The sequence below is a fragment of the Brevundimonas sp. 'scallop' genome (assembly GCF_011045535.1).
Taxonomy (GTDB): domain Bacteria; phylum Pseudomonadota; class Alphaproteobacteria; order Caulobacterales; family Caulobacteraceae; genus Brevundimonas; species Brevundimonas vesicularis.
Genome location: NZ_CP039382.1, coordinates 127,370 through 145,639 on the forward strand (window position 1 = coordinate 127,370; position 18,270 = coordinate 145,639).

Sequence of the window (18,270 nt, forward strand, 5' to 3'; positions counted from 1 at the left end):
CGATGTTCCCCGACGCCCTGCTGGACCGTTTCGCGGCCCCGATCCGCGCCCTGCCCGACAGGAAACGCGCCCTGACGTGGCGGCTGATCCGCATCGTTCTGGCGCTGCTGGCCGGTGCCGGGACGGCCTTCGCTCATCCGCCGTTCGGAGTGCTGATCGGGCTTTTGGGCTATCCGCTGCTGATGATCCTGTCGGAGCGGTCCGACACGACGCGCGGCGCCTTCTGGATGGGGTGGCTGGCGGGGTTCGCCTATTTCTTCGTCGGCTGCTGGTGGGTGGCAGAGGCGTTTTTCGTCAATCCCGAACAGGCGTGGATGGCGCCGTTTGCGGCTAGCCTGCTGCCGGCGGGCCTGGGGCTGTTCTGGGGAACGGCCGGCGCCCTCTATCGCCGGTTCGCGCCGCTGGGAGCTGTGCGGGTGCTGTTGTTCGCCGCCCTGTTCTGCGCCGCCGAATGGTTGCGGGGGCATGTGCTGACGGGCTTTCCGTGGAACCCGGCCGGCGCGACCTGGCGCGCGGGCGGCGGCATGTCTCAATTCGCCTCGGTCGTCGGCGTCTATGGGCTGAGCCTGGTGACGGTCGCGGTCACGACGGCTTTCGCGCCCCTGATCGGACCTGGCGACAAGCGCAGCCGCCTGATCTCTGCAGGCTTGGGCGCCCTGGCCCTGCTCGCCGTCGGCGGCTTCGGCGCCGTCAGATTGGCGCAGTCGGATCTTCAGTTCACAGACACAGTCGTGCGCCTGGTTCAGGCTGATGTGAAGCAGGAAACCAAATGGTCGCCCGAGGCCTATCGCTCCATCGTCGATCGCTATGTCGCCCTGACGGGTCAGGCGGCGACGCGGACGCCCAATGTCGTGGTCTGGCCCGAAGGCGCCCTGCCCGCCTCGGCCAACGACGTTTTCGCCTCAGCCGACGCCCAGGCCATCGCGGGCGCCCTGCGACCCGGACAGACCTTGCTGATGGGCCTGGCGCGGGGCGAGCCGGACCTGACTGCGCCCGAGGGCGCGCGCTATTACAACAGCCTGTTCGCCCTGGCCGACGAAGGCGGAGCGGGCCTGAGGGTCGCCGCCGTCTATGACAAGCACCGGCTGGTGCCGTTCGGCGAATACCTGCCCTTGGGGTCGATCATGACCTCCATCGGCCTGCGCAGCCTGGTGCACATGCCCAGCGACTTTACGGCCGGGCCGACGCCGGCCCCGATTTCGGTTCCAGGCGCCCCGCCGGCGCAGGTGCTGATCTGCTACGAGAGCCTGTATCCCGGCTTTACCCCGGGCGCGGCCGGACGGCCCGAGTGGATCGTCAATGCGTCCAATGACGCCTGGTTCGGCGCGACCTCGGGTCCGCGTCAGCATCTGAACCTGGCCAGCTATCGCGCCATCGAGACCGGCCTGCCCATCGCGCGGGCCACCCCGACCGGCATTTCTGCCATGATCGACCCGTGGGGCCGGATCGTCGCGGGCCAACGGCTGGAGCCGGGCGTCATGGGCGTCATCGACGCCCCCCTGCCCCGTCCGACGGGCGTCACGCCCTACGGTCGATTTGGCGATTTCCTGTTCTTTTTCTCAGTGCTAACAGCGTTCATCCTGTCCTTGTGGCCGTCGGTCCGGCGATCTAGGGTCCAGGGGAATCAAGCAGCGATCTAGGTGAAGGGTGACGGCGATGGCGCGTGAAAAGGACGAGGATCCGCATCCCGTCGATCGCCATGTCGGCCGTCGCGTTCAGGAAAAGCGTCTCGACCTTGGCCTGACCCAGACCGCCCTCGCCAAAGCCGTCGGCGTCAGCTTCCAGCAGGTACAGAAGTACGAAAAGGGCACGAACCGCGTCTCGGCCTCGAAACTGTTCGAAATGGCCGAGTTCATGAAGGTCGGCATTCCCTTCTTCTTCGACGGCTACAGCAGCGCGACGGTCGGCGTCGCCGAAGAGGCGCCCGCCTTCGACCACGAGCACCGTCCGACCAAGACCAGCGTCGAGATCACCCGCCTGGCGCCACGCCTGCCTGCGCGTAAGCAGAAGCTGATCCTGGACATGATGCGGGATATGCTGGGCGACGACGACGCCCAGAACTGAGGTCTAGCCGACCGCGACGATCTCGGCCGACTGACCGGCCACCGTCACCTCGTCGCCGACCCTTTTGCCCATAACGGCGCGGGCGAGGGGCGAGACATGGCTGACCGAGCCTGCGGCCGGATCGGCCTCGTCTTCGCCGACGATGCGCCAGGTCTGGGCGCGCCCATCCTCGCGCTCGATGGAGACGGAACCCCCGAACCGCACGGCCCCATCGTCCTCGGTCGGCGCGATCAGCTGAGCCGAAGCGCGCCGTGCGGACCAGTAGCGCAGGTCCCGCGTCGCGCGGGCCATGGCGGTGCGGTCGCTCTCGATCGAGCCTTGCACCTGGGCGGCAGTATAGGCGGCGCGGGCCGAGGCCAGTTCGGCCTCGATCGCAGCCAGCCCCTCGGGCGTGACCAGATTGGGATGGGGCGAGATCGGGCGGTCCGCCAGGTCGGCGGCGGTGGCTTCCAGATCTTCTTCGCGGGTGAAGGCAACGCTCATGGTAGGGAACATAGCGATGACGACGCCTATAGCCAGCGCGGCCGCAAGCGCGCAAAGCCACGCCATGCAACAGTCGCCCAGTCTTACGACCTCTCGCATCGTTCACGTGATCGGCGCCGGTCCCGCCGGATTGATGGCGGCCGAGCGGCTGGCGCAGGCGGGCACGACGGTCGTGGTGCACGACCGGATGCCGTCCGTGGCCCGCAAGCTGCTGATGGCCGGACGCGGCGGGCTGAACCTGACCCATTCGGAACCGCTGGACCGGTTCATGACCCGCTATGGTCTCGCCCAGCCGACGGCCGCCGCCTGGATCGACCGGTTCACGCCTGCCGACCTGACCGCCTGGGTCGAGGCCCTGGGGCAGGAAACCTTCGTCGGCTCAAGCGGGCGGGTGTTTCCGAAGGCCATGAAGGCGTCGCCCCTGGTGCGGGCCTGGCTGGCGCGGCTGGAGGCGCAGGGCGTCGAGATTCGCACACGCTCGCGCTGGACCGGTTGGCGCGACAGCGCGCTGACATTCGAGACGCCGGAGAGCGAACGGCTGGAACGACCCGACGCCGTGGTCCTGGCGCTGGGCGGCGCCAGCTGGCCGCGTCTGGGTTCGGACGGGGCCTGGGCGCCGTGGCTGGAAGCGCAGGGCGCCGCCGTGTCGCCGTTCCGGCCGGCCAATGTCGGCTTCGACGTCGCCTGGTCGGCGCTGTTCCGTGATCGGTTCGCGGGCCAGCCGCTGAAAGGCGTCGCTGTCACGCACAATGACCGGACGGCGCGGGGCGAGGCGATGATCGCCCGCTACGGCATCGAGGGCGGCGCCATCTATGCGCTGTCCACCGCGTTGAGGACGACGGTCGAGACGGCGGGGCGCGCCGAGATCCAGATCGACCTGAAGCCGGATGTGGCGGTCGGAAAACTGACCGACCGTCTGTCGAAGCCGCGCGGCAAGGCCAGCTTGTCGAACCATCTGCGCAAGGTGGTCGGGTTGGAGTCGGCCGCCGTCGCCCTGCTGTATGAGGCCGGTCCCCTGCCCGCCTCGCCTCGGGCCTTGGCCGAGCGGATCAAGGCCATGCCGCTGACCCTGACCGGCGTTCAGGGACTGGAACGGGCGATTTCCTCAGCGGGCGGCGTCATACTGGACGGCGTGGACGAACGGCTGATGCTGGTCGCGCGACCGGGCGTCTTCGTCGCGGGCGAGATGCTGGATTGGGAGGCGCCGACCGGCGGCTATCTGCTTCAGGCCAGCTTCGCCTCCGGCGTCGTCGCGGCCCTGGGCGTCATCGACTGGCTCGACAGTCGGGACTGAGAAAGGCAGGGTCGCGAGGTTCGATCAGGAGTATCCGATGCGCCACGCCTTCCCCGCTGTGTCCATCCTGGCCCTGATGATGGCCTGGTCCCCGGCCTTGGCGCAGGTGACGGCGCCGAACATCGACGCCGCGCGGATGAATGAGTCGGTTCGGGTTCTGGCGTCGGACGAATTCGAAGGCCGCGCCCCTGCCTCCGCCGGCGAGGAAAATACCGTCGCCTGGCTCGTCGAACAGTTCAAGGCCGCGGCGGCCGAGGGCGGCGGGCCGGACGGCGCCTTCGTCCAGGTCGCCCATCTGTCGCGCACGCGCCAGGACGGTCCGGCGACCGTCGCCGCGACCGTTGGCGGCAAGACCATCAGCCTGGAGCGCGGTCCCGACGTTCTGGTGTCCAGCGACCGGCCGACCAACCACATCACAGTGACCGACGCGCCTGTGGTCTTCGTCGGCTACGGCACGACGGCGCCCGAGCGCCAGTGGGACGATTTCAAGGACATGGACGTGCGCGGCAAGGTCATCGTCGTCCTGGTCAACGATCCCGACTTCCAGGCGCCCGACGGGGATCCGGTCGCAGGCAAGTTCGACGGAAACGCCATGACCTTCTATGGCCGCTGGACCTACAAGTTCCAGGAGGCGGGTCGTCGCGGTGCGGCGGGCGTGCTGGTGGTGCATGAGACGGCCGGCGCGGGCTATCCTTGGTCGACGCTGCAGAACTCATCGGCCGCGCCCAAGTTCGACATCGTGCGCGCCAACCCCGACGCCGAGCGCGCGGCGTTCCAGGGCTGGATCCAGCGCGCCAAGGCGGAAGAGCTGTTCACCGCCGCCGGCCTTGATTTCGCGGCCCTGAAGGACAGTGCGCGCAGCGCCGATTTCGAGCCCGTCGTCCTGCCCGGCCTGACGATGAGCGTCGATTTCGGCCAGATCGCCGACAAGGTGGAGACCAAGAACGTCATCGCCCGCATACCCGGCTCCGAACGCCCGGACGAGACCGTCATGTACGGCGCCCACTGGGACGGCTACGGCGTCGGCACGCCGAACGCCCAGGGCGACAAGATCTATAATGCGGCGGTGGACAATGCGACCGGCGTCGCGGCCCTGCTGGAACTGGCCCACGCCTTCGCCGAGGGTCCGCGCCCGAAACGCTCGGTCGTCTTCGCCGCCTGGTCGGGAGAGGAGGCGGGCCTCTTGGGCTCGACCTATTACGCCGCCAATCCGGTCTGGCCGCTGGAGACCACGGTCGCCAACATCAACGTCGACAGCCTGTTGCCAGGGACCGAGATCGACCCGAACGTCGTCGTCATCGGCAGGGGCAAGAACCAGTTGGACGACATCCTGGCGCGCCACGCGACCGAGACGGGCCGCACCCTGATCGCCGATCCGGCGCCCCAGGCCGGAGCCTTCTATCGTTCGGATCATTTCCCCCTGGCGCTGAAGGGCGTACCGGCCCTGTTCCCGGCGGCGGGCTTCACCGGCGCCAGCGCGGCCAGCCGCGACTACGTCCAGAACCGTTATCATCAGCCTACGGACGAATGGGATTCGACCTGGACGATGAACGCCGCCGCCGCCGATGTGGCGCTGATCTACGCCGTCGGTCGCGAACTGGCGGACGGGGACCAATGGCCGGAATGGAACGCCGGCGCCGAGTTCGGCCCGGCGCGGGACACCTCGAAGGCGTCGCGGCGCTAGATTTCCAGCTGAAGCTCGGGCGCGGCGGCGGTGGTCGCGGCGCCCAGCGGCAGATGCAGGATGAAGGCGGCGCCCTTGCCCGGCTCGCTTTCGACCTCGGCCCAGCCGCCGTGCAGTTCGACCAGGGCCTTGACCAGGGCCAGACCCACGCCGGGACCGCCGCGCTCGCGCCGCACGAAGCGGTCGAAGACGTGGGCCTGCAGATGATAGGGAATGCCGCGCCCGGTGTCGGACACCGTCAGGCGGATTTCAGACGGGCCGGTCTCGGCCTTCAGCTCGACAGCCCCGCCTTCGGACACGGCGCGCGCCGCGTTCTCCAGCAGATGATCCAGCGCCTGGCCGATCCTGTGTTCGTCGGCGCGGATGGGTTTGAGATCGGCAGGACAGGAAACGGTGAGTGTGGCGCCGCGTCCCTCGACCCGCGCCCGGACCTTTTCGGCGGCCTGGCTCAGCAGGTCGCAGACCCGCAGATCGCCCAGCGAAAGCTCCATCTCGCCGGCGTCGATCTGGGCCATGTCCAACACGTCGTCGATGGATCGGGCAAGCTGGCTGGCGGCGATGCGGATGGCGCCCGCGTGCTGGCGGCTGCGCTCGGGCAGGTCGCCCATCGTCTCCAGCAGTTCGGAATAGCCGACGATGGTCGTCAGCGGCGTGCGCAGCTCATACGAGACGCTGCCCACGAACTCGCGCTTCAGCGCCTGGCTTTCGGCCAGGGCCTGTTCGCGCTGCACCAGCGCCTGCTCCAGCCCGCGTCGGGCCGTCACGTCCGAGAAGGCGACCAAGGTCGCGCCGTCCGGCAGGGGGCGGGTCTGCCAGGCGGCGACGCGACCGTCCACGGTCCGGCCCTCGCCGGAGATGGCTACGCGGCTTTCGGGGTCGGGATCGGCGACGCGCGCCTTCAGCCCCAGCCACAGGGCGGGATCGGGCAGCACGGCCTTGCACAGTTCGGCTAGGGCGTCGAAGTCCGAGGCCGTCGCGATCTTGTCCGCCGACAGGTTCCAGAAGGTCTCGAACGCCTCATTATGCAGCCGCAGTCGGCCGTCCGAGCCGAACACCGCGACCGCGTCGTTCAACTTGTCCAGCGTCGCGCGCTGGACCTGGATCTGGGCGTTGAAGCGGCTGCGCAGCTTCAGCTCGTCGGTGATGTCCGAGAAGATCAGCAGAATGCCGCCCAGCGGGTGCGGCTGCCGCACGACGCGCAAAGTGCGCCCGTCCGGCAGGGACCAGCTGTCGTCCGGTGAGGCCTCCGACGCGCCATAGAACTCCAGCTCACGTGCCTTCCAGCCGGCGTAATCGACGACCTCGGGCAGGCTGCGACGCTGGCGCAGGCGATCCAGCAGCTCGGCATGGGTCGGACGTTCGTCCAGCCAGGCCGCGTCGATGTCGAACAGGGTCTGGAAGGCGGTGTTGTGGAAGGCCAGCCGCTTTTGCGGGCCGAAGATCGCCACGGCGTCGGCCAGGTGGTTCAGGGTCTCGTCATGGGCGTCGACGTGGCGGCGCAGGGTGTCGCGCGTCTCTTCCGCCTCGGTCACCTCGATGGCGAAGGCGGTGACGGCGCCGCCGCCCGCCGGCTCTGCGATGATGCGCCAGGCGCGCCGCGCGCCCCCACCGGTCGTCCAGCGGAAGCCCTCCTGGCGCACGCCCAGCCGCGCGGCCTCGGCGACCAGGGCGTCGGCGCCGCGGTCGAAGGACACGCCCTTTTCGACGGCGTCGTCGATGCTCTCGGCATTGGTCTCGTTCAGCCAGGCGCGGTTAGCCCAGGCCAGTTTGCCGGTCCCGTCCACGACCCAGGTCGGGGTCGGCGAGGCGTCGCCCAACAGGGCCAGGCCGCTTTCGGTCGCATCCGCCCCAGTCAGGGTGAAGCGCGAGGCGGGCGATAGCCGCAGCCAGGCCGAACCGCCCGCCACCCGGCCCTCGATCCGCCAGGGCTCCACATCGTCCAGTGCGACCAGACCTTCGAACGCCTGACCTTCGTGAACCAGGGCGTCGATCAGGGCGCCGTGGGTGATCCGGAGTTTGGTCAGGACGGCGGCGCCGGCCTCGGCGTCCTCACCCGCCAGCCGCGCGATCAGTTCGGCCGAACCGATCGGCAGACCGGCCGCCTGCCCGTCCGGCGTCAGGGCCAGGCTGACGTCGTCGAAGGCGCGCAGCATGGCGTCATGGCGGCTGAGATCGGCCAGGGCCTCGACCCGCTCGCGCTCGGCGGCGACGGCGGTCTCATGCAACCGCCCACGCAGCAGCAAGGCCCAGGCGCTGACGGCCATGGCCAGTCCGGCTGCGCCCGCTGTGGCGACATAGGCGATGTCGGCCTCGGCCATTCGTGTCCCTGGAGAAGAGTCTCAGCCCCGATTCGCTAACCATACTCCAAGCGCGCGAAAAAGCGGCAGTCTCGTGATCGCGTCATCGCGCCCCGTTGCGGCAGGGCGTCGGGGCGGCGATATCGCGGGGATGACCGACCCTATCGCCCCCTCTCTCGATGACTTCGCCCGCCTGGCGCAAGAGGCCTTCGACGCCCTGCCCGGACCGTTCAAACAGGCGGCGGGCGAGGTGGTCATCCGCATCGACGACTTCGCCGACGAAGCGACGCTGGCGGAGATGGAGATTCAGGACCCGTTCGAGCTGACGGGCCTGTACCATGGCGTGGACATCGGCCGGCGCGACAGCCTGGGCCCGGCGGCCGAGCCGTCGCGGGTCTTCCTCTATCGCCGCCCTATCCTGGACGAATGGTGCGAACGCGGCGACGTGGGGATCGGCGAACTGATCGCCCACGTCCTGATCCACGAGATCGGCCACCACCTGGGCCTGACCGACGACGACATCCACGCCATCGAGGACGACGCCGACTGAACCCGGCCTATTTGGTCGCCGGATAGGGCGTCGTCACCGCGCCGGAGATCATGCCGGGGATGGCCTCGCCCAGGCCCAACAGGATGAACTGGATCGCCAGGGCGCACAGGATCAGGCCCAGCACCTTGACGATGATCGCCATGCCGACCTCGCCCAGCAGGCGGCTAAGCGACCCGGTCAGGGCGAAACAGACGAAGGAGACGGCGCAGGCCGCCGCGATCGCGACCAGCGAGCCCATGGTCCCGGCGTAGCCCAGCTTGGCCGCCTCGCCCGCCTGGATGATGACCGCCGAAATAGCGCCGGGGCCGATCATCAACGGAATGGCGAAGGGCACGACCAGGCGCTGGAACCGCCTGCGGGCATAGCCGCGCACGTCCTTGGAATCGGCCAGCGCATCCTTGTCGGCGAACATGGCCAGGAAGTCGCCGCGCGCCATGTCCAGCCCCAGGAACAGCAGCAATATGCCGCCCGCGATGCGGAACGCCGCCAGCGAAATGCCGAAGAACTGCAACAGGCCCAGGCCCGTGAACAGGAAGAAGGCCAGGAAAACGGCGGCGAAGGCGCAGATCAGGGCCGAAACCGAAATCCGCTGACGCAGGGTCGCCCCGGCCGTCGCGGCGGCGAAGATCGGCAGATTGCCGATGGGGTCCAGCAGGGCGAACAGGGTCACGAACAGGTTGACACCCAAATCGACTGCGTTCATCGCCTGCCCTCGCCCTCAATCCATCACGCCGCCCTGCCGACGCGCCCTCGTGTCCGGCATAGCCGCTCAGCGCGAGTCCGTCGATGACCGATCCCCAAACCTCCTCCGATCGTGCGCCCGACGAGCGGATCATCTGCGCCCTGGACGTGCCGACCACGGCCGAGGCGGCTGCTTTGGCCGAGCGAATCGGCGACGCGATCAGCTTCTACAAGGTCGGGCTGCAACTGTTCGCGGTCGACGGCATGGCGCTGGCGCGTGAGTTGAAGGCGCAGGGGCGAAAAATCTTCCTGGACTGGAAACTGCACGACATCGGCGCGACCGTGGAGAAGGCGACGGCCAATCTGGCGGGCGCCGACTGCGACCTGCTGACGGTCCATGCGCGGCCCCAGGTCATGGCGGCGGCGGCGCGCGGCGCGGCGGGCTCGAATATGAAGGTGCTGGGGGTTACGGTCCTGACCAGCCTGACGGCCGAGGATTTGGCCGCCGACGACCACAACCTGTCTCCGGCCGATCTGGTCGAACGACGCGTGCGGCAGGCGCTGGAGGCCGGAATCGACGGCGTCGTCTCCAGCCCGCATGAGGCGGCGCGTGCTCGTTCGTTGGCGGTCGAGGCGGGCCGGCCCGACTTTCTGATCGTCACGCCCGGCGTGCGACCCGTCGGCGCCGCGCTGGACGACCAGGCGCGAGCGGCGACGCCCGAGGCGGCGCTTCAGGCCGGCGCGACACATCTGGTCATCGGTCGGCCGATCACGGCGTCGAGCGATCCACGCGCGGCGGCGCAACAGATCGCACAACAGATCGCCCTGATCTGAGACAGACCAGGGCGACCGTTTCGTCTTCGGTTGTTCTCGCGCGAGGCGATCAGCCGCGCTCGCCTGGCTCCTGGGCGTAGCCGTGACGCGGCGGAGCGTGGGGCGCGGGCGCTTCGGGCGGCGGCAGGTCCCCGTAGTAGCCCGACGGCGGCGGCGGGGGCGGGGGCGGGGGCGGCGGCGGCGGCGGGGCCGTGTTCACTTCCGGCGGCGCGACATAGACCTGGGCCGGGGCCACATTGACCGGCGCGGACTGCACATAGACCGGCGACTGATCGACATAGACCGGGCCGCCGACCTCGACCTGGGCGGGCGCGACATTGACCTGGGCCGGGGCGACCTGGATGTGTTGCGGACCAATGTTGACGGGCGCCGACTGCACATAGACCGGGGCCTGATCGACGTAGACGGGCGGGCCGACATCGACCTGGGCCGGGGCCAGGTTCACCTGCGACGGAGCCACTTGGACGCGCTGCGGCCCGATGTTCACCGGCGGCGCCTGCACATAGATGGGCGGCTGTTCGATATAGGTGGGCGGTCCCATCTCGATCTGGGGCGGGGCAATGCTGACCTGCGAAGGCGCGACATAGATGCGCTGCGGCGCGATCTGGACGGGCGGCGCCTGGACATAGACCGGCGGCTGATCGACGTAGCTCTGCTCGTAACGCTGCTCATAGCGGTGTTCGTAGCGAACCGGCGGGCGCACGGGCGGACGGCAGTTGCAGTCGACCGGACGGCTCGGATACGGACGCCAGCCGATGTAGTCACGGCCGAACCCATAGACCGGATAACCGACCGGAGCGCTGACCGGAGGACGACCGACCAGGACCGAGGTCGCGCTGACGCCGCCGACATAGCCGCCGCCGTAATAGCCGTCCGAATATCCGCCGCTTCCGACATAGGTCGTGCCGCCGCCGACATAGCCGCGCTGGAAGCTGGACGAACTGGAATAGGACCGGGCGCTGCTCGCCGAATAGCTGGAGGCGCTCGCATAGGCGTTGGCATTGGCATTGGCGTAGGCGCCGCCGTTCACGTTCACATTGACGTTGTGGTTGGCGTTGTAGTTGCCGCCGCCGTAGTGACCGCCGCCGCCGCCGCATCCCCCGCCGCAGCTGCCGCCGGGATGGCCGCCGCCATAACCCCCGTGACCGGGACCACCGGCCAGAGCGGGCGCTGCGGAGAGCAGCAGAGCCGCCGACGCGGCGGTAAGTATCGACTGTATCGTCACGGGACAGACTCCTCTGAGTTGTCCCGACACTGGCAAGTCCGGCGCCTGTTTCTTAAGGCGTGGTTAACCTTTACACCCGGCGCGGCAGGCGCGGCGGGTTAGAAATCGACCGCCAGACCCTTCTTCTCCCAGTCGCCGAAACGGGTCGGTTCGGGACCGGTCGGACCGCCGTATTCCGTGTCCGCCTGAACGGTCGTTTCCGCCGCGCGACGATCCGCCGCTTCCTGAAGCGCGCGGCGCGCGGCCTCGCTGAGCGGCCGTTCAGGCGTGGCGTGGGGCACGTCGGCATTGAAAACCGGCGCCGCAACCGGCGTTTCTTCAGCGTCATTCGCCGTGAGGGTGGGATGTTCGGTCACAGGGCGGCTCCCTTGAGGCTTGATGCGCCTTCTCTCAAATAGAGGTTCAAGCCCGTGACGCCAGACGGATCGGGAATGGAACCACGATGAACCATCTGAAGACCTTCATTCTGTTGGCGGCGATGACGGCCCTGTTCGCAGGGGTCGGCTATCTGATCGGTCGCGGCCCCGGCATGGCGATCGCCTTGCTGTTCGCGGGCGGGATGAATCTGTTCAGCTACTGGAACGCCGACAAGATCGTGCTGAAGATGTATCGGGCCCAGCCGGTCGACGAGCAGCACCCCAACGCCGTGGTCCGCAACTATGTCGCCGACGTGCGCCAGATGGCCCGCCACGCGGGCCTGCCCCAGCCGCAGGTCGCCATCATCCCCAATGATCAGCCCAACGCCTTCGCCACGGGCCGAAACCCCGAGAACGCCGCCGTCTGCGCCACCACCGGCCTGCTGGACATGCTGACGCGCGAGGAGGTGCGCGGGGTGATGGCGCACGAGTTGGCCCATGTGAAGAACCGAGACACCCTGATCATGACGGTGACGGCGACCATCGCCGGCGCCATCGCCGCGCTCGCCAACTTCGCCCTGTTCTTTGGCGGCAACGACCGCGAGCGGCCGGGCGGCATCATTGGCACAATCGCCCTGATGCTGCTGGCGCCCATGGCCGCCGGGCTGGTGCAGATGGCCATCAGCCGGGGCCGCGAATATGAGGCCGACCGCGTCGGCGCCGAAATCGCCGGCGATCCCCAGGCCTTGGCTTCGGCCCTGCAGAAGATCGACGCCTACGCCCGGCGGATCACCAATCAGACGGCCGAGCGCAATCCAGCCTCGGGTCAGATGTTCATCATCAATCCGCTGGCGGGCCGTGGCGCGGACAATCTGTTCTCGACCCATCCGGCGACGGGAAACCGCGTCCGGGCCTTGATGGAGCTGGGCGCGAAGATGGGCATGCAGCCGCGCCCCCGCACGCCGGACCTGACCCAGCCGCGCCCGGCCGCCGGTTTCACGACCACCGGCGTCCCGACTACCCCGACGGAGCCGCGCGGCCCCTGGGGGTGAACATGCGGATGAACATGGGGCTGATCGTCGCGGCCTGGACGCCGTTTGCGGTTTGCACTCCGCGACCGGATCACATCAGATGCGCCCCTGTTCAGCCATCGGGCTTTCTTGGGGAAATCCATGTCGCGTCTGCTCGCCTTCGTCTCCGCCGCCGCTCTTCTCGCCACGCCGGTCGCCGCCCAGTCGGTGGACCGCGTCGTCGTCAACGGCATCATCGACCAGGGGCTGAACCACAGCCAGGTGATGCAGACCGCCGCCTATCTGACCGACCGGATCGGCGGGCGGATGACCAACTCGCCCCAGATGCGCGAGGCCGAACGCTGGGCGCAACAGCAGTTCCGCGACTACGGCCTGTCCGACGTGCGCGCCGAAGGGTTCGAGTTCGGCCGGGGCTGGTCCATCGTCCGCTCCAGCGCCCGCATGACCGCGCCGCGCCCGCTGGATCTGCGCGCCATCCCGGTGGCCTGGACGCCCTCGACCAATGGCGTGATCAGCGGCGGCGTGATCGTGGCCCCGATCTCCAAGGTCGAGGATTTCGACAAGTGGCGCGGAAAGCTGGCGGGCAAGATCGTCATGCTGTCCCAGCCGGGCACGGGGTCGGAGCCGACCGAGCCCGCCTTCCGCCGCTGGACCAGCGCCGAACTGGCCGAGCGCAACACCTATAGCCAGCCCCAGCATTCGCCGGCCGCCATCGAACGCTCGCTGAAGACCGTCAACTTCGCCAATCAGCTGGACGCCTTCCTGGCCGAACAGGGCGCCCTGGCCTGGGTGCGGATTTCCCAGCGTGACGGCGGCCTGCTGCACGGCACGGGCTACACCTATCAGGTCGGCGCCACGCCCAAGCTGGCGGGGATGGAGCTGGCGGCCGAGGACTATCGCCGTCTGGCGCGCCTCGCACTGACCGACGCGCCGCCGACGCTGGAGCTGATGAGCGAGGTCCGCTTCCACGACGAGGACGTCAACGCCTACAACATCCTGGCCGACATCCCCGGCACGGCGCGCGGAACCGAATACGTGATGGCCGGCGCCCATCTGGACAGCTGGGTCGCCTCGGACGGGGCTGTCGACAACGCCGCCGGCAGCGCGGTGGTCATGGAGGCCGCCCGCATCCTGAAGGCGCTCAACGTCAAGCCCAAACGCACCATCCGTTTCGCCCTGTGGAACGGCGAGGAGCAAGGCATCCTGGGCTCTCTCGCCTATGTCGACCGTCATCTGGCGACGCGCGCGCCGTCGAACGATCCGGCGCTGGCGGGCCTACCGGACAACCGCACCTGGCGCAGCCGCTGGCCGATCGAGCCGCGCGCCGGCTATCGCGATCTGGTCGCCTATTTCAATCTGGACAACGGCTCGGGCAAGATCCGCGGCATCAACGCCGAGGGCAATGTCGCCGCCGCCCCGATCTTCCAGGAATGGCTGGCGCCCTTCGCCAGCATGGGTGCGACGACGGTCTCGCTGCGAAATTCGGGCGGCACCGACCACGTCTATATGCAGACCGTCGGCGTGCCGGGATATCAGTTCATCCAGGATCCGCTCGACTATTCCAGCCGCCTGCACCACACCAGCATCGACAGCTATGACCACCTGAAGGCCGAGGACCTGCGTCAGGCGGCCGTCATTCTGGCCAGTTTCCTGCTGAACGCCGCCAACCGCGACGAGCCCCTGCCGCGCATGCCGCTGCCCACCCAGCCGACGCCGAGCGATCCGTTCGAATATCCTGCGGACTGAAAATGACGACCCTCTCCCGTTGGGAGAGGGCTTGAGCACACGGCGGCGCAGCCGTCGTCCTTGTGCGAAAGGGTGAGGGTCGGCTGGTGCGATTTGGCCCATTATCCGACCCTCATCCGGCCGGGCTCCGCCCGGCCACCTTCTCCCACCGGGAGAAGGGCTTAGAAAATCACGCGCGCTCGACGCACATGGCCACGCCCATGCCGCCGCCGATGCACAGGGTCGCCAGACCCTTCTTCGCGCCCGAGCGCTTCATCTCGAACAGAAGCGTCGTCAGGATGCGCGCGCCCGAGGCGCCGATGGGGTGCCCGATGGCGATGGCGCCGCCGTTGACGTTGACCTTGGCCGGGTCGAGACCCAGCTCCTTGACCACGCACAGGCTCTGGGCGGCGAAGGCCTCGTTGGACTCGACCAGATCCAGATCGGAAACGTCCCAGCCCGCCCTCTCCAGCGCCTTCTTCGACGCCGGGATCGGGCCGGTCCCCATGATCGACGGATCGACGCCGGCGGTGGCGTAGGAGGCGATGCGGGCCAGCGGCTCCAGCCCGCGCGCCTTGGCCTCGTCGGCGCTCATCAGCACCAGGGCGGCGGCGCCGTCGTTCAGCCCGGACGCATTGGCGGCGGTGACGCTGCCGTCCTTGGTGAAGGCCGGTTTGAGCTTCTGCATCAGCTCCAGCGTCGCGCCGTGGCGGATGTATTCGTCCTTGTCGACCGTCACATCGCCCTTCTTGCCGGGGATAACGACCGGCGTGATCTCCTCATCGAACTTGCCGGCGTTCTGGGCCGCCTCGGCCTTGTGCTGGCTGGCCAGCCCGAATTCGTCCTGCGCCTCGCGGCTGATCGACCATTTTTCAGCGATGTTCTCGGCCGTCTGACCCATATGATAGCCGTTGAAGGCGTCCCACAGGCCGTCCTTGACCATGGTGTCGACCAGGGCGACGTCGCCCATCTTGTGTCCGTTGCGAAGCTGTTGGGCGTGCGGCGCCTGGCTCATGCTCTCCTGACCGCCGGCGACGACGATCTTGGCGTCGCCCAAAGCGATCTGCTGGGCGGCGATGGCGACGGCGCGAAGGCCCGATCCGCAGATCTGGTTCAGACTCCAGGCGGCCGCTTCCTTTCGAACGCCCGCGCCGACGGCGGCTTGGCGCGCAGGGCCCTGACCCGCGGCGGCCTGCAGCACATGACCCAGGATGACCTCATCGACCTCGTCGCCGGAGACGCCGGCCCGCTCCAGCGCCGCCTTGATTGCGATCTCGCCCAGCTTGGACGCCGGAAGCGACGACAGGGCGCCCAGGAAGGAGCCGACGGGGGTGCGCGCGGCGGAAACGATGACGACGTCGGTCATGGGATTTCACTCTTTGGAGAATAACTCGGCGTGACCGTTTTGCCGCATTGCAGCGCGTTCGTCACCTGCGACGACATGGACAGGGCGCGATTCAGCCAATCGTCACCCTGTCGGCGCATTGTCGGGGAACGATAGAGGCGATCGACGGATTGGAAGGTCCATGCTGCGCACGCTGAAACGTCTTGTCACCCACGTCTGCACGCCGGATGAGCTGGACATGATCGAGCACTATCCAACGCGCGCGGAAAAGCTGGCGGATCTGTGGGTCCACGTCGTCGGCCTGATGCTGGCGGCGGTCGGCGGCATCATCCTGGCGGGTCTGGCCGGGGTCTATGCGGGGATCGGCGGCGTGATGGCCACCGCCATCTACGCCCTGTGCCTCGTCGGCATGCTGACGGCCTCGACCATCTACAACTGGACCAATCCCTGCGCCGCGCGACCGGTGTTGCGGCGACTGGACGAGGCGGCGATCTTTTTGATGATCGCCGGCAGCTACACCCCCTTCACCACTCAGCGGTTTGAAGGTCTGTGGGCCATCGGTTTCACCACCCTGATCTGGACCCTGGCCTTCCTCGGCGCCGGGGTGAAGCTGTTCGCGCCGCGCATCTCGGACAAGTTCTGGAGCGGCGTCTACGTCGTCTTCGGCTGGCTGGCGGTTGCGGCCCTGAAGCCGATGGTCGAGACGGTGCATCCGATCGCCCTGGCCCTGCTGGTCATCGGTGGCCTGATCTACACCGCCGGCGTCTTCGTCTTCATCAGCCCGCGCGTGAAGTTCCGCCGCGCCATCTGGCACGGGTTCGTCGTCACCGGGGCGACCGTGCATTGGACCGCCGTGTTGGTCGGCGTCGTGCTGGCCCCGGCCATGAGCCACTGATCAACCGTCCGTTCCCCGCGGTTTTCTCCCCCTCTGGCGCATCGCGTCGCAACGGAGGATAGTGACGCGTTGCAACATCGCGAGAACAAGCGTGGCTGACGAAAAGACCAAGGGTGGAAAGACCGGCGACAGTGCTCAGGTCGTCATCAAGAAGTATGCGAACCGCAGGCTCTACAACACGCGGACCAGCGCCTATGTGACGCTGGAAGACCTGGCCACCATGGTGCGCGAGGGCACGGAGTTCGTCGTCTATGACGCCAAGACCAACGACGACCTGACCCGCCAGATCCTGACCCAGATCATCTTCGAGGAAGAGAGCCGGGGCGAGGCCTTGCTGCCGGTTCAGTTCCTGCGCCAGCTGATCGGCTTCTACGGCGGTCAGATGCAAGGCGTCCTGCCCTCCTATCTGGAGATGTCGTTAGCCAACTTCGGTCGCCAGCAGGAACAGTTCGCCAGCCAGATGGGACGCGCCTTCGGCACCGGCGCGGGCGCGACCCTGATGGAGGACGCCGCGCGGGCCAATATGGCGATGTTCGAGCGCGCCATGCAGATGTTCCCGGCCTTCACCTATCCCCGCGCCGAACCGACGCCCGCCGCGTCCGATGACAAGGCCGAGCCGCCGCCGCCGCCCGAGGCGCCTGACGCCCTAGACGAGATGCGTCGCCAGATGGACGAGATGCGCCGTCAGATCGAAAAGCTGGCGGGCGGCAAGAGCAAATGACCGACCGGATCCAGGCCGTCGGCGGACCGGACCGGGTGGATCGCCGCGAAGGCGAACGCCGCGAGCGCGAGCGGCGCGCCCGATCCGCCTCGCGCGCCCTGGTCCCCGTCGATCCGCCTGAGATCCTCGAACCCCAACCGGCCCCGGCAAGAGCTGCCGTCCTGCCGACGCCCGAGCCCGGCGCCGCCGCCTTCGTCGCCCAGCAGATGGGCCAGAGCGGGCAGAAACGCGGCCTGCGCGGAGGCCCGCCGGTGCTGGATGCAGCCCGCTCTGCGTACCTTGGAGCCGAATATTCGGGCGCGGCCGAGCGTCGTCCGAAAACGGGCAAGACCGCCAAGACCGACATCTGAGCTGACGCCGCTCGGGCGGCACGGGGTTTGCTGGGGAGCAAGGCAGAACGCTCTCAGCCGGACCCGCCCATGCCCGCCGTCTTCGCCCTTTTCGCCAAAGCCTTCGACGTCGCCGTCGTCGCCCTGATCTTCACGGCGTTTTCGTAAGCGCTACCGCGCTTCGCGCTGCTTGAGCGCATGTTTCTTATGGGCCTATCGCGCTTTGCGTGACTTGAGGCCGTTGTCGGGGAGAGCCGTTGGGCTCAAGCCCCGCCGAAATCGAAATCCTTGCGCGACGCGATGATGGTCACGATGAACCCGGCCAGCACGTCCAGCAGGATCATGATCACGATTAAGAAGAAGGTCGAGGTCGCAAAGCCCGGCAGCAGCAGAAACTCCACCAGCACGCCTATGAACAGGATCATCGACAGGGCGTGATTGATGATGGCGATCCGCTGGCTGGAGGTGGACTTCACCAGCTCGAAGAACAGCAGGATCAGGCCGAGAAACAGGATCAGGTCGCCGGATCCGATCGTCCATTGCGCGCCCGAGGTCATGGTGACGGAAAACAGCGGATCGCGCAGCAGCACGTCCGCCTGCACCATCCCCGCCTCGCTCGGCGCGCCGAACAGCACCACGATATTGTAGAGCACCACCGGGATCAGCAGCAGCGGAATGGCGAGCAGCATGGACGGTCCTCTTCGCAGCCGGTCCAACGGCTACGCCTGTTCACTCTGATTTAGCGCCGTTTGCGAA

General features: G+C 68.2%; 18 protein-coding genes. 11 read left to right on the forward strand and 7 right to left on the reverse strand.

Annotated elements, in window-relative coordinates; genetic code table 11:
* Positions 1-2: 2 nt before the first annotated feature.
* Together lnt and E4341_RS00645 are read left to right on the forward strand one after the other, a co-directional pair.
* Positions 3-1,640, forward strand: coding sequence for an apolipoprotein N-acyltransferase (gene lnt / locus E4341_RS00640; RefSeq protein ID WP_165114207.1), 1,638 nt, complete (start codon positions 3-5; stop codon positions 1,638-1,640).
* Between the two features lie 16 nt (positions 1,641-1,656).
* Entirely contained in the window at positions 1,657-2,064 is a 408-nt protein-coding gene (locus tag E4341_RS00645; RefSeq protein WP_066625335.1) for a helix-turn-helix transcriptional regulator, read from the forward strand.
* 3 nt (positions 2,065-2,067) lie between these two features.
* Here E4341_RS00645 and greA read toward each other — a convergent pair whose 3' ends face one another.
* Positions 2,068-2,547 (reverse strand): transcription elongation factor GreA, encoded by a 480-nt coding sequence (gene greA, locus E4341_RS00650; protein ID WP_026108478.1) that lies wholly within the window; start codon positions 2,545-2,547, stop codon positions 2,068-2,070.
* A 64-nt stretch (positions 2,548-2,611) separates the two neighbouring features.
* On the opposite strand from greA, the gene E4341_RS00655 reads away from it, so the two are divergent.
* Positions 2,612-3,841, forward strand: coding sequence for a TIGR03862 family flavoprotein (locus E4341_RS00655; RefSeq protein ID WP_165118459.1), 1,230 nt, complete (start codon positions 2,612-2,614; stop codon positions 3,839-3,841).
* A 37-nt stretch (positions 3,842-3,878) separates the two neighbouring features.
* Positions 3,879-5,525 (forward strand): M28 family metallopeptidase, encoded by a 1,647-nt coding sequence (locus E4341_RS00660; RefSeq protein ID WP_165114210.1) that lies wholly within the window; start codon positions 3,879-3,881, stop codon positions 5,523-5,525.
* On the opposite strand, the gene E4341_RS00665 is transcribed toward E4341_RS00660, so the two are convergent.
* Positions 5,522-7,843 carry a PAS domain-containing sensor histidine kinase gene (locus tag E4341_RS00665; protein ID WP_165114213.1) on the reverse strand — a complete coding sequence of 774 codons (2,322 nt, stop codon included), beginning with the start codon at positions 7,841-7,843 and terminating at the stop codon, positions 5,522-5,524. The genes E4341_RS00660 and E4341_RS00665 overlap by 4 nt on opposite strands.
* Before the next feature lie 130 nt (positions 7,844-7,973).
* On the opposite strand from E4341_RS00665, the gene E4341_RS00670 reads away from it, so the two are divergent.
* Positions 7,974-8,372, forward strand: a complete 399-nt coding sequence (locus E4341_RS00670; protein ID WP_165114216.1) for a metallopeptidase family protein — start codon at positions 7,974-7,976, stop codon at positions 8,370-8,372.
* A 7-nt stretch (positions 8,373-8,379) separates the two neighbouring features.
* On the opposite strand, the gene E4341_RS00675 is transcribed toward E4341_RS00670, so the two are convergent.
* Positions 8,380-9,075, reverse strand: coding sequence for a MarC family protein (locus E4341_RS00675; RefSeq protein WP_017505485.1), 696 nt, complete (start codon positions 9,073-9,075; stop codon positions 8,380-8,382).
* Between the two features lie 83 nt (positions 9,076-9,158).
* Here E4341_RS00675 and pyrF point away from each other — a divergent pair, with 83 nt between their 5' ends.
* Complete coding sequence (gene pyrF, locus E4341_RS00680) at positions 9,159-9,887, forward strand: orotidine-5'-phosphate decarboxylase (RefSeq protein ID WP_165114220.1); 729 nt, start codon at positions 9,159-9,161, stop codon at positions 9,885-9,887.
* Between the two features lie 49 nt (positions 9,888-9,936).
* Here pyrF and E4341_RS15405 read toward each other — a convergent pair whose 3' ends face one another.
* Positions 9,937-11,112 carry a hypothetical protein gene (locus E4341_RS15405; RefSeq protein ID WP_240893589.1) on the reverse strand — a complete coding sequence of 392 codons (1,176 nt, stop codon included), beginning with the start codon at positions 11,110-11,112 and terminating at the stop codon, positions 9,937-9,939.
* 98 nt (positions 11,113-11,210) lie between these two features.
* A complete protein-coding gene (locus E4341_RS00690; RefSeq protein WP_240893590.1) occupies positions 11,211-11,468 on the reverse strand; it encodes a DUF1674 domain-containing protein in 258 nt (85 codons plus the stop codon).
* A gap of 86 nt (positions 11,469-11,554) precedes the next feature.
* Here E4341_RS00690 and htpX point away from each other — a divergent pair, with 86 nt between their 5' ends.
* Both htpX and E4341_RS00700 read left to right on the forward strand, forming a co-directional pair.
* Entirely contained in the window at positions 11,555-12,520 is a 966-nt protein-coding gene (gene htpX / locus E4341_RS00695) for a zinc metalloprotease HtpX (protein ID WP_165114224.1), read from the forward strand.
* Between the two features lie 120 nt (positions 12,521-12,640).
* A complete protein-coding gene (locus tag E4341_RS00700; RefSeq protein ID WP_165114231.1) occupies positions 12,641-14,245 on the forward strand; it encodes a M20/M25/M40 family metallo-hydrolase in 1,605 nt (534 codons plus the stop codon).
* Between the two features lie 169 nt (positions 14,246-14,414).
* On the opposite strand, the gene E4341_RS00705 is transcribed toward E4341_RS00700, so the two are convergent.
* Positions 14,415-15,590: an acetyl-CoA C-acetyltransferase gene (locus E4341_RS00705; protein WP_165114237.1), complete on the reverse strand. Its 1,176-nt coding sequence runs from the start codon at positions 15,588-15,590 to the stop codon at positions 14,415-14,417.
* A 160-nt stretch (positions 15,591-15,750) separates the two neighbouring features.
* On the opposite strand from E4341_RS00705, the gene E4341_RS00710 reads away from it, so the two are divergent.
* The 3 genes from E4341_RS00710 to E4341_RS00720 all read left to right on the forward strand — a co-directional run bounded on the left by E4341_RS00710 (position 15,751) and on the right by E4341_RS00720 (position 17,535).
* Positions 15,751-16,464, forward strand: a complete 714-nt coding sequence (locus tag E4341_RS00710; protein WP_017505478.1) for a hemolysin III family protein — start codon at positions 15,751-15,753, stop codon at positions 16,462-16,464.
* Positions 16,465-16,555: 91 nt separating this feature from the next.
* A complete protein-coding gene (gene phaR / locus E4341_RS00715) occupies positions 16,556-17,185 on the forward strand; it encodes a polyhydroxyalkanoate synthesis repressor PhaR (RefSeq protein ID WP_165114259.1) in 630 nt (209 codons plus the stop codon).
* Positions 17,182-17,535, forward strand: coding sequence for a hypothetical protein (locus tag E4341_RS00720; protein ID WP_165114263.1), 354 nt, complete (start codon positions 17,182-17,184; stop codon positions 17,533-17,535). Before phaR ends, E4341_RS00720 begins: the two co-directional genes overlap by 4 nt.
* Positions 17,536-17,777: 242 nt before the next feature.
* Here the strand turns inward: E4341_RS00720 and E4341_RS00725 are convergent, their stop codons facing one another.
* Positions 17,778-18,203: a hypothetical protein gene (locus E4341_RS00725; protein ID WP_165114268.1), complete on the reverse strand. Its 426-nt coding sequence runs from the start codon at positions 18,201-18,203 to the stop codon at positions 17,778-17,780.
* Positions 18,204-18,270 lie beyond the last annotated feature (67 nt).

Bases quoted from the DNA above. Each gene is read 5' to 3' on its own strand.
- lnt (WP_165114207.1), top strand. From the start codon at position 3: ATGTTCCCCGACGCCCTGCTGGACCGTTTCGCGGCCCCGATCCGCGCC.
- E4341_RS00725 (WP_165114268.1), bottom strand. From the start codon at position 18,203: ATGCTGCTCGCCATTCCGCTGCTGCTGATCCCGGTGGTGCTCTACAAT.
- E4341_RS00645 (WP_066625335.1), top strand. From the start codon at position 1,657: ATGGCGCGTGAAAAGGACGAGGATCCGCATCCCGTCGATCGCCATGTC.
- E4341_RS00700 (WP_165114231.1), top strand. From the start codon at position 12,641: ATGTCGCGTCTGCTCGCCTTCGTCTCCGCCGCCGCTCTTCTCGCCACG.
- greA (WP_026108478.1), bottom strand. From the start codon at position 2,547: ATGAGCGTTGCCTTCACCCGCGAAGAAGATCTGGAAGCCACCGCCGCC.
- E4341_RS00670 (WP_165114216.1), top strand. From the start codon at position 7,974: ATGACCGACCCTATCGCCCCCTCTCTCGATGACTTCGCCCGCCTGGCG.
- E4341_RS00710 (WP_017505478.1), top strand. From the start codon at position 15,751: ATGCTGCGCACGCTGAAACGTCTTGTCACCCACGTCTGCACGCCGGAT.
- E4341_RS00705 (WP_165114237.1), bottom strand. From the start codon at position 15,590: ATGACCGACGTCGTCATCGTTTCCGCCGCGCGCACCCCCGTCGGCTCC.
- E4341_RS00665 (WP_165114213.1), bottom strand. From the start codon at position 7,843: ATGGCCGAGGCCGACATCGCCTATGTCGCCACAGCGGGCGCAGCCGGA.
- htpX (WP_165114224.1), top strand. From the start codon at position 11,555: ATGAACCATCTGAAGACCTTCATTCTGTTGGCGGCGATGACGGCCCTG.
- pyrF (WP_165114220.1), top strand. From the start codon at position 9,159: ATGACCGATCCCCAAACCTCCTCCGATCGTGCGCCCGACGAGCGGATC.
- E4341_RS00660 (WP_165114210.1), top strand. From the start codon at position 3,879: ATGCGCCACGCCTTCCCCGCTGTGTCCATCCTGGCCCTGATGATGGCC.
- E4341_RS00655 (WP_165118459.1), top strand. From the start codon at position 2,612: ATGCAACAGTCGCCCAGTCTTACGACCTCTCGCATCGTTCACGTGATC.
- E4341_RS00720 (WP_165114263.1), top strand. From the start codon at position 17,182: ATGACCGACCGGATCCAGGCCGTCGGCGGACCGGACCGGGTGGATCGC.
- E4341_RS00675 (WP_017505485.1), bottom strand. From the start codon at position 9,075: ATGAACGCAGTCGATTTGGGTGTCAACCTGTTCGTGACCCTGTTCGCC.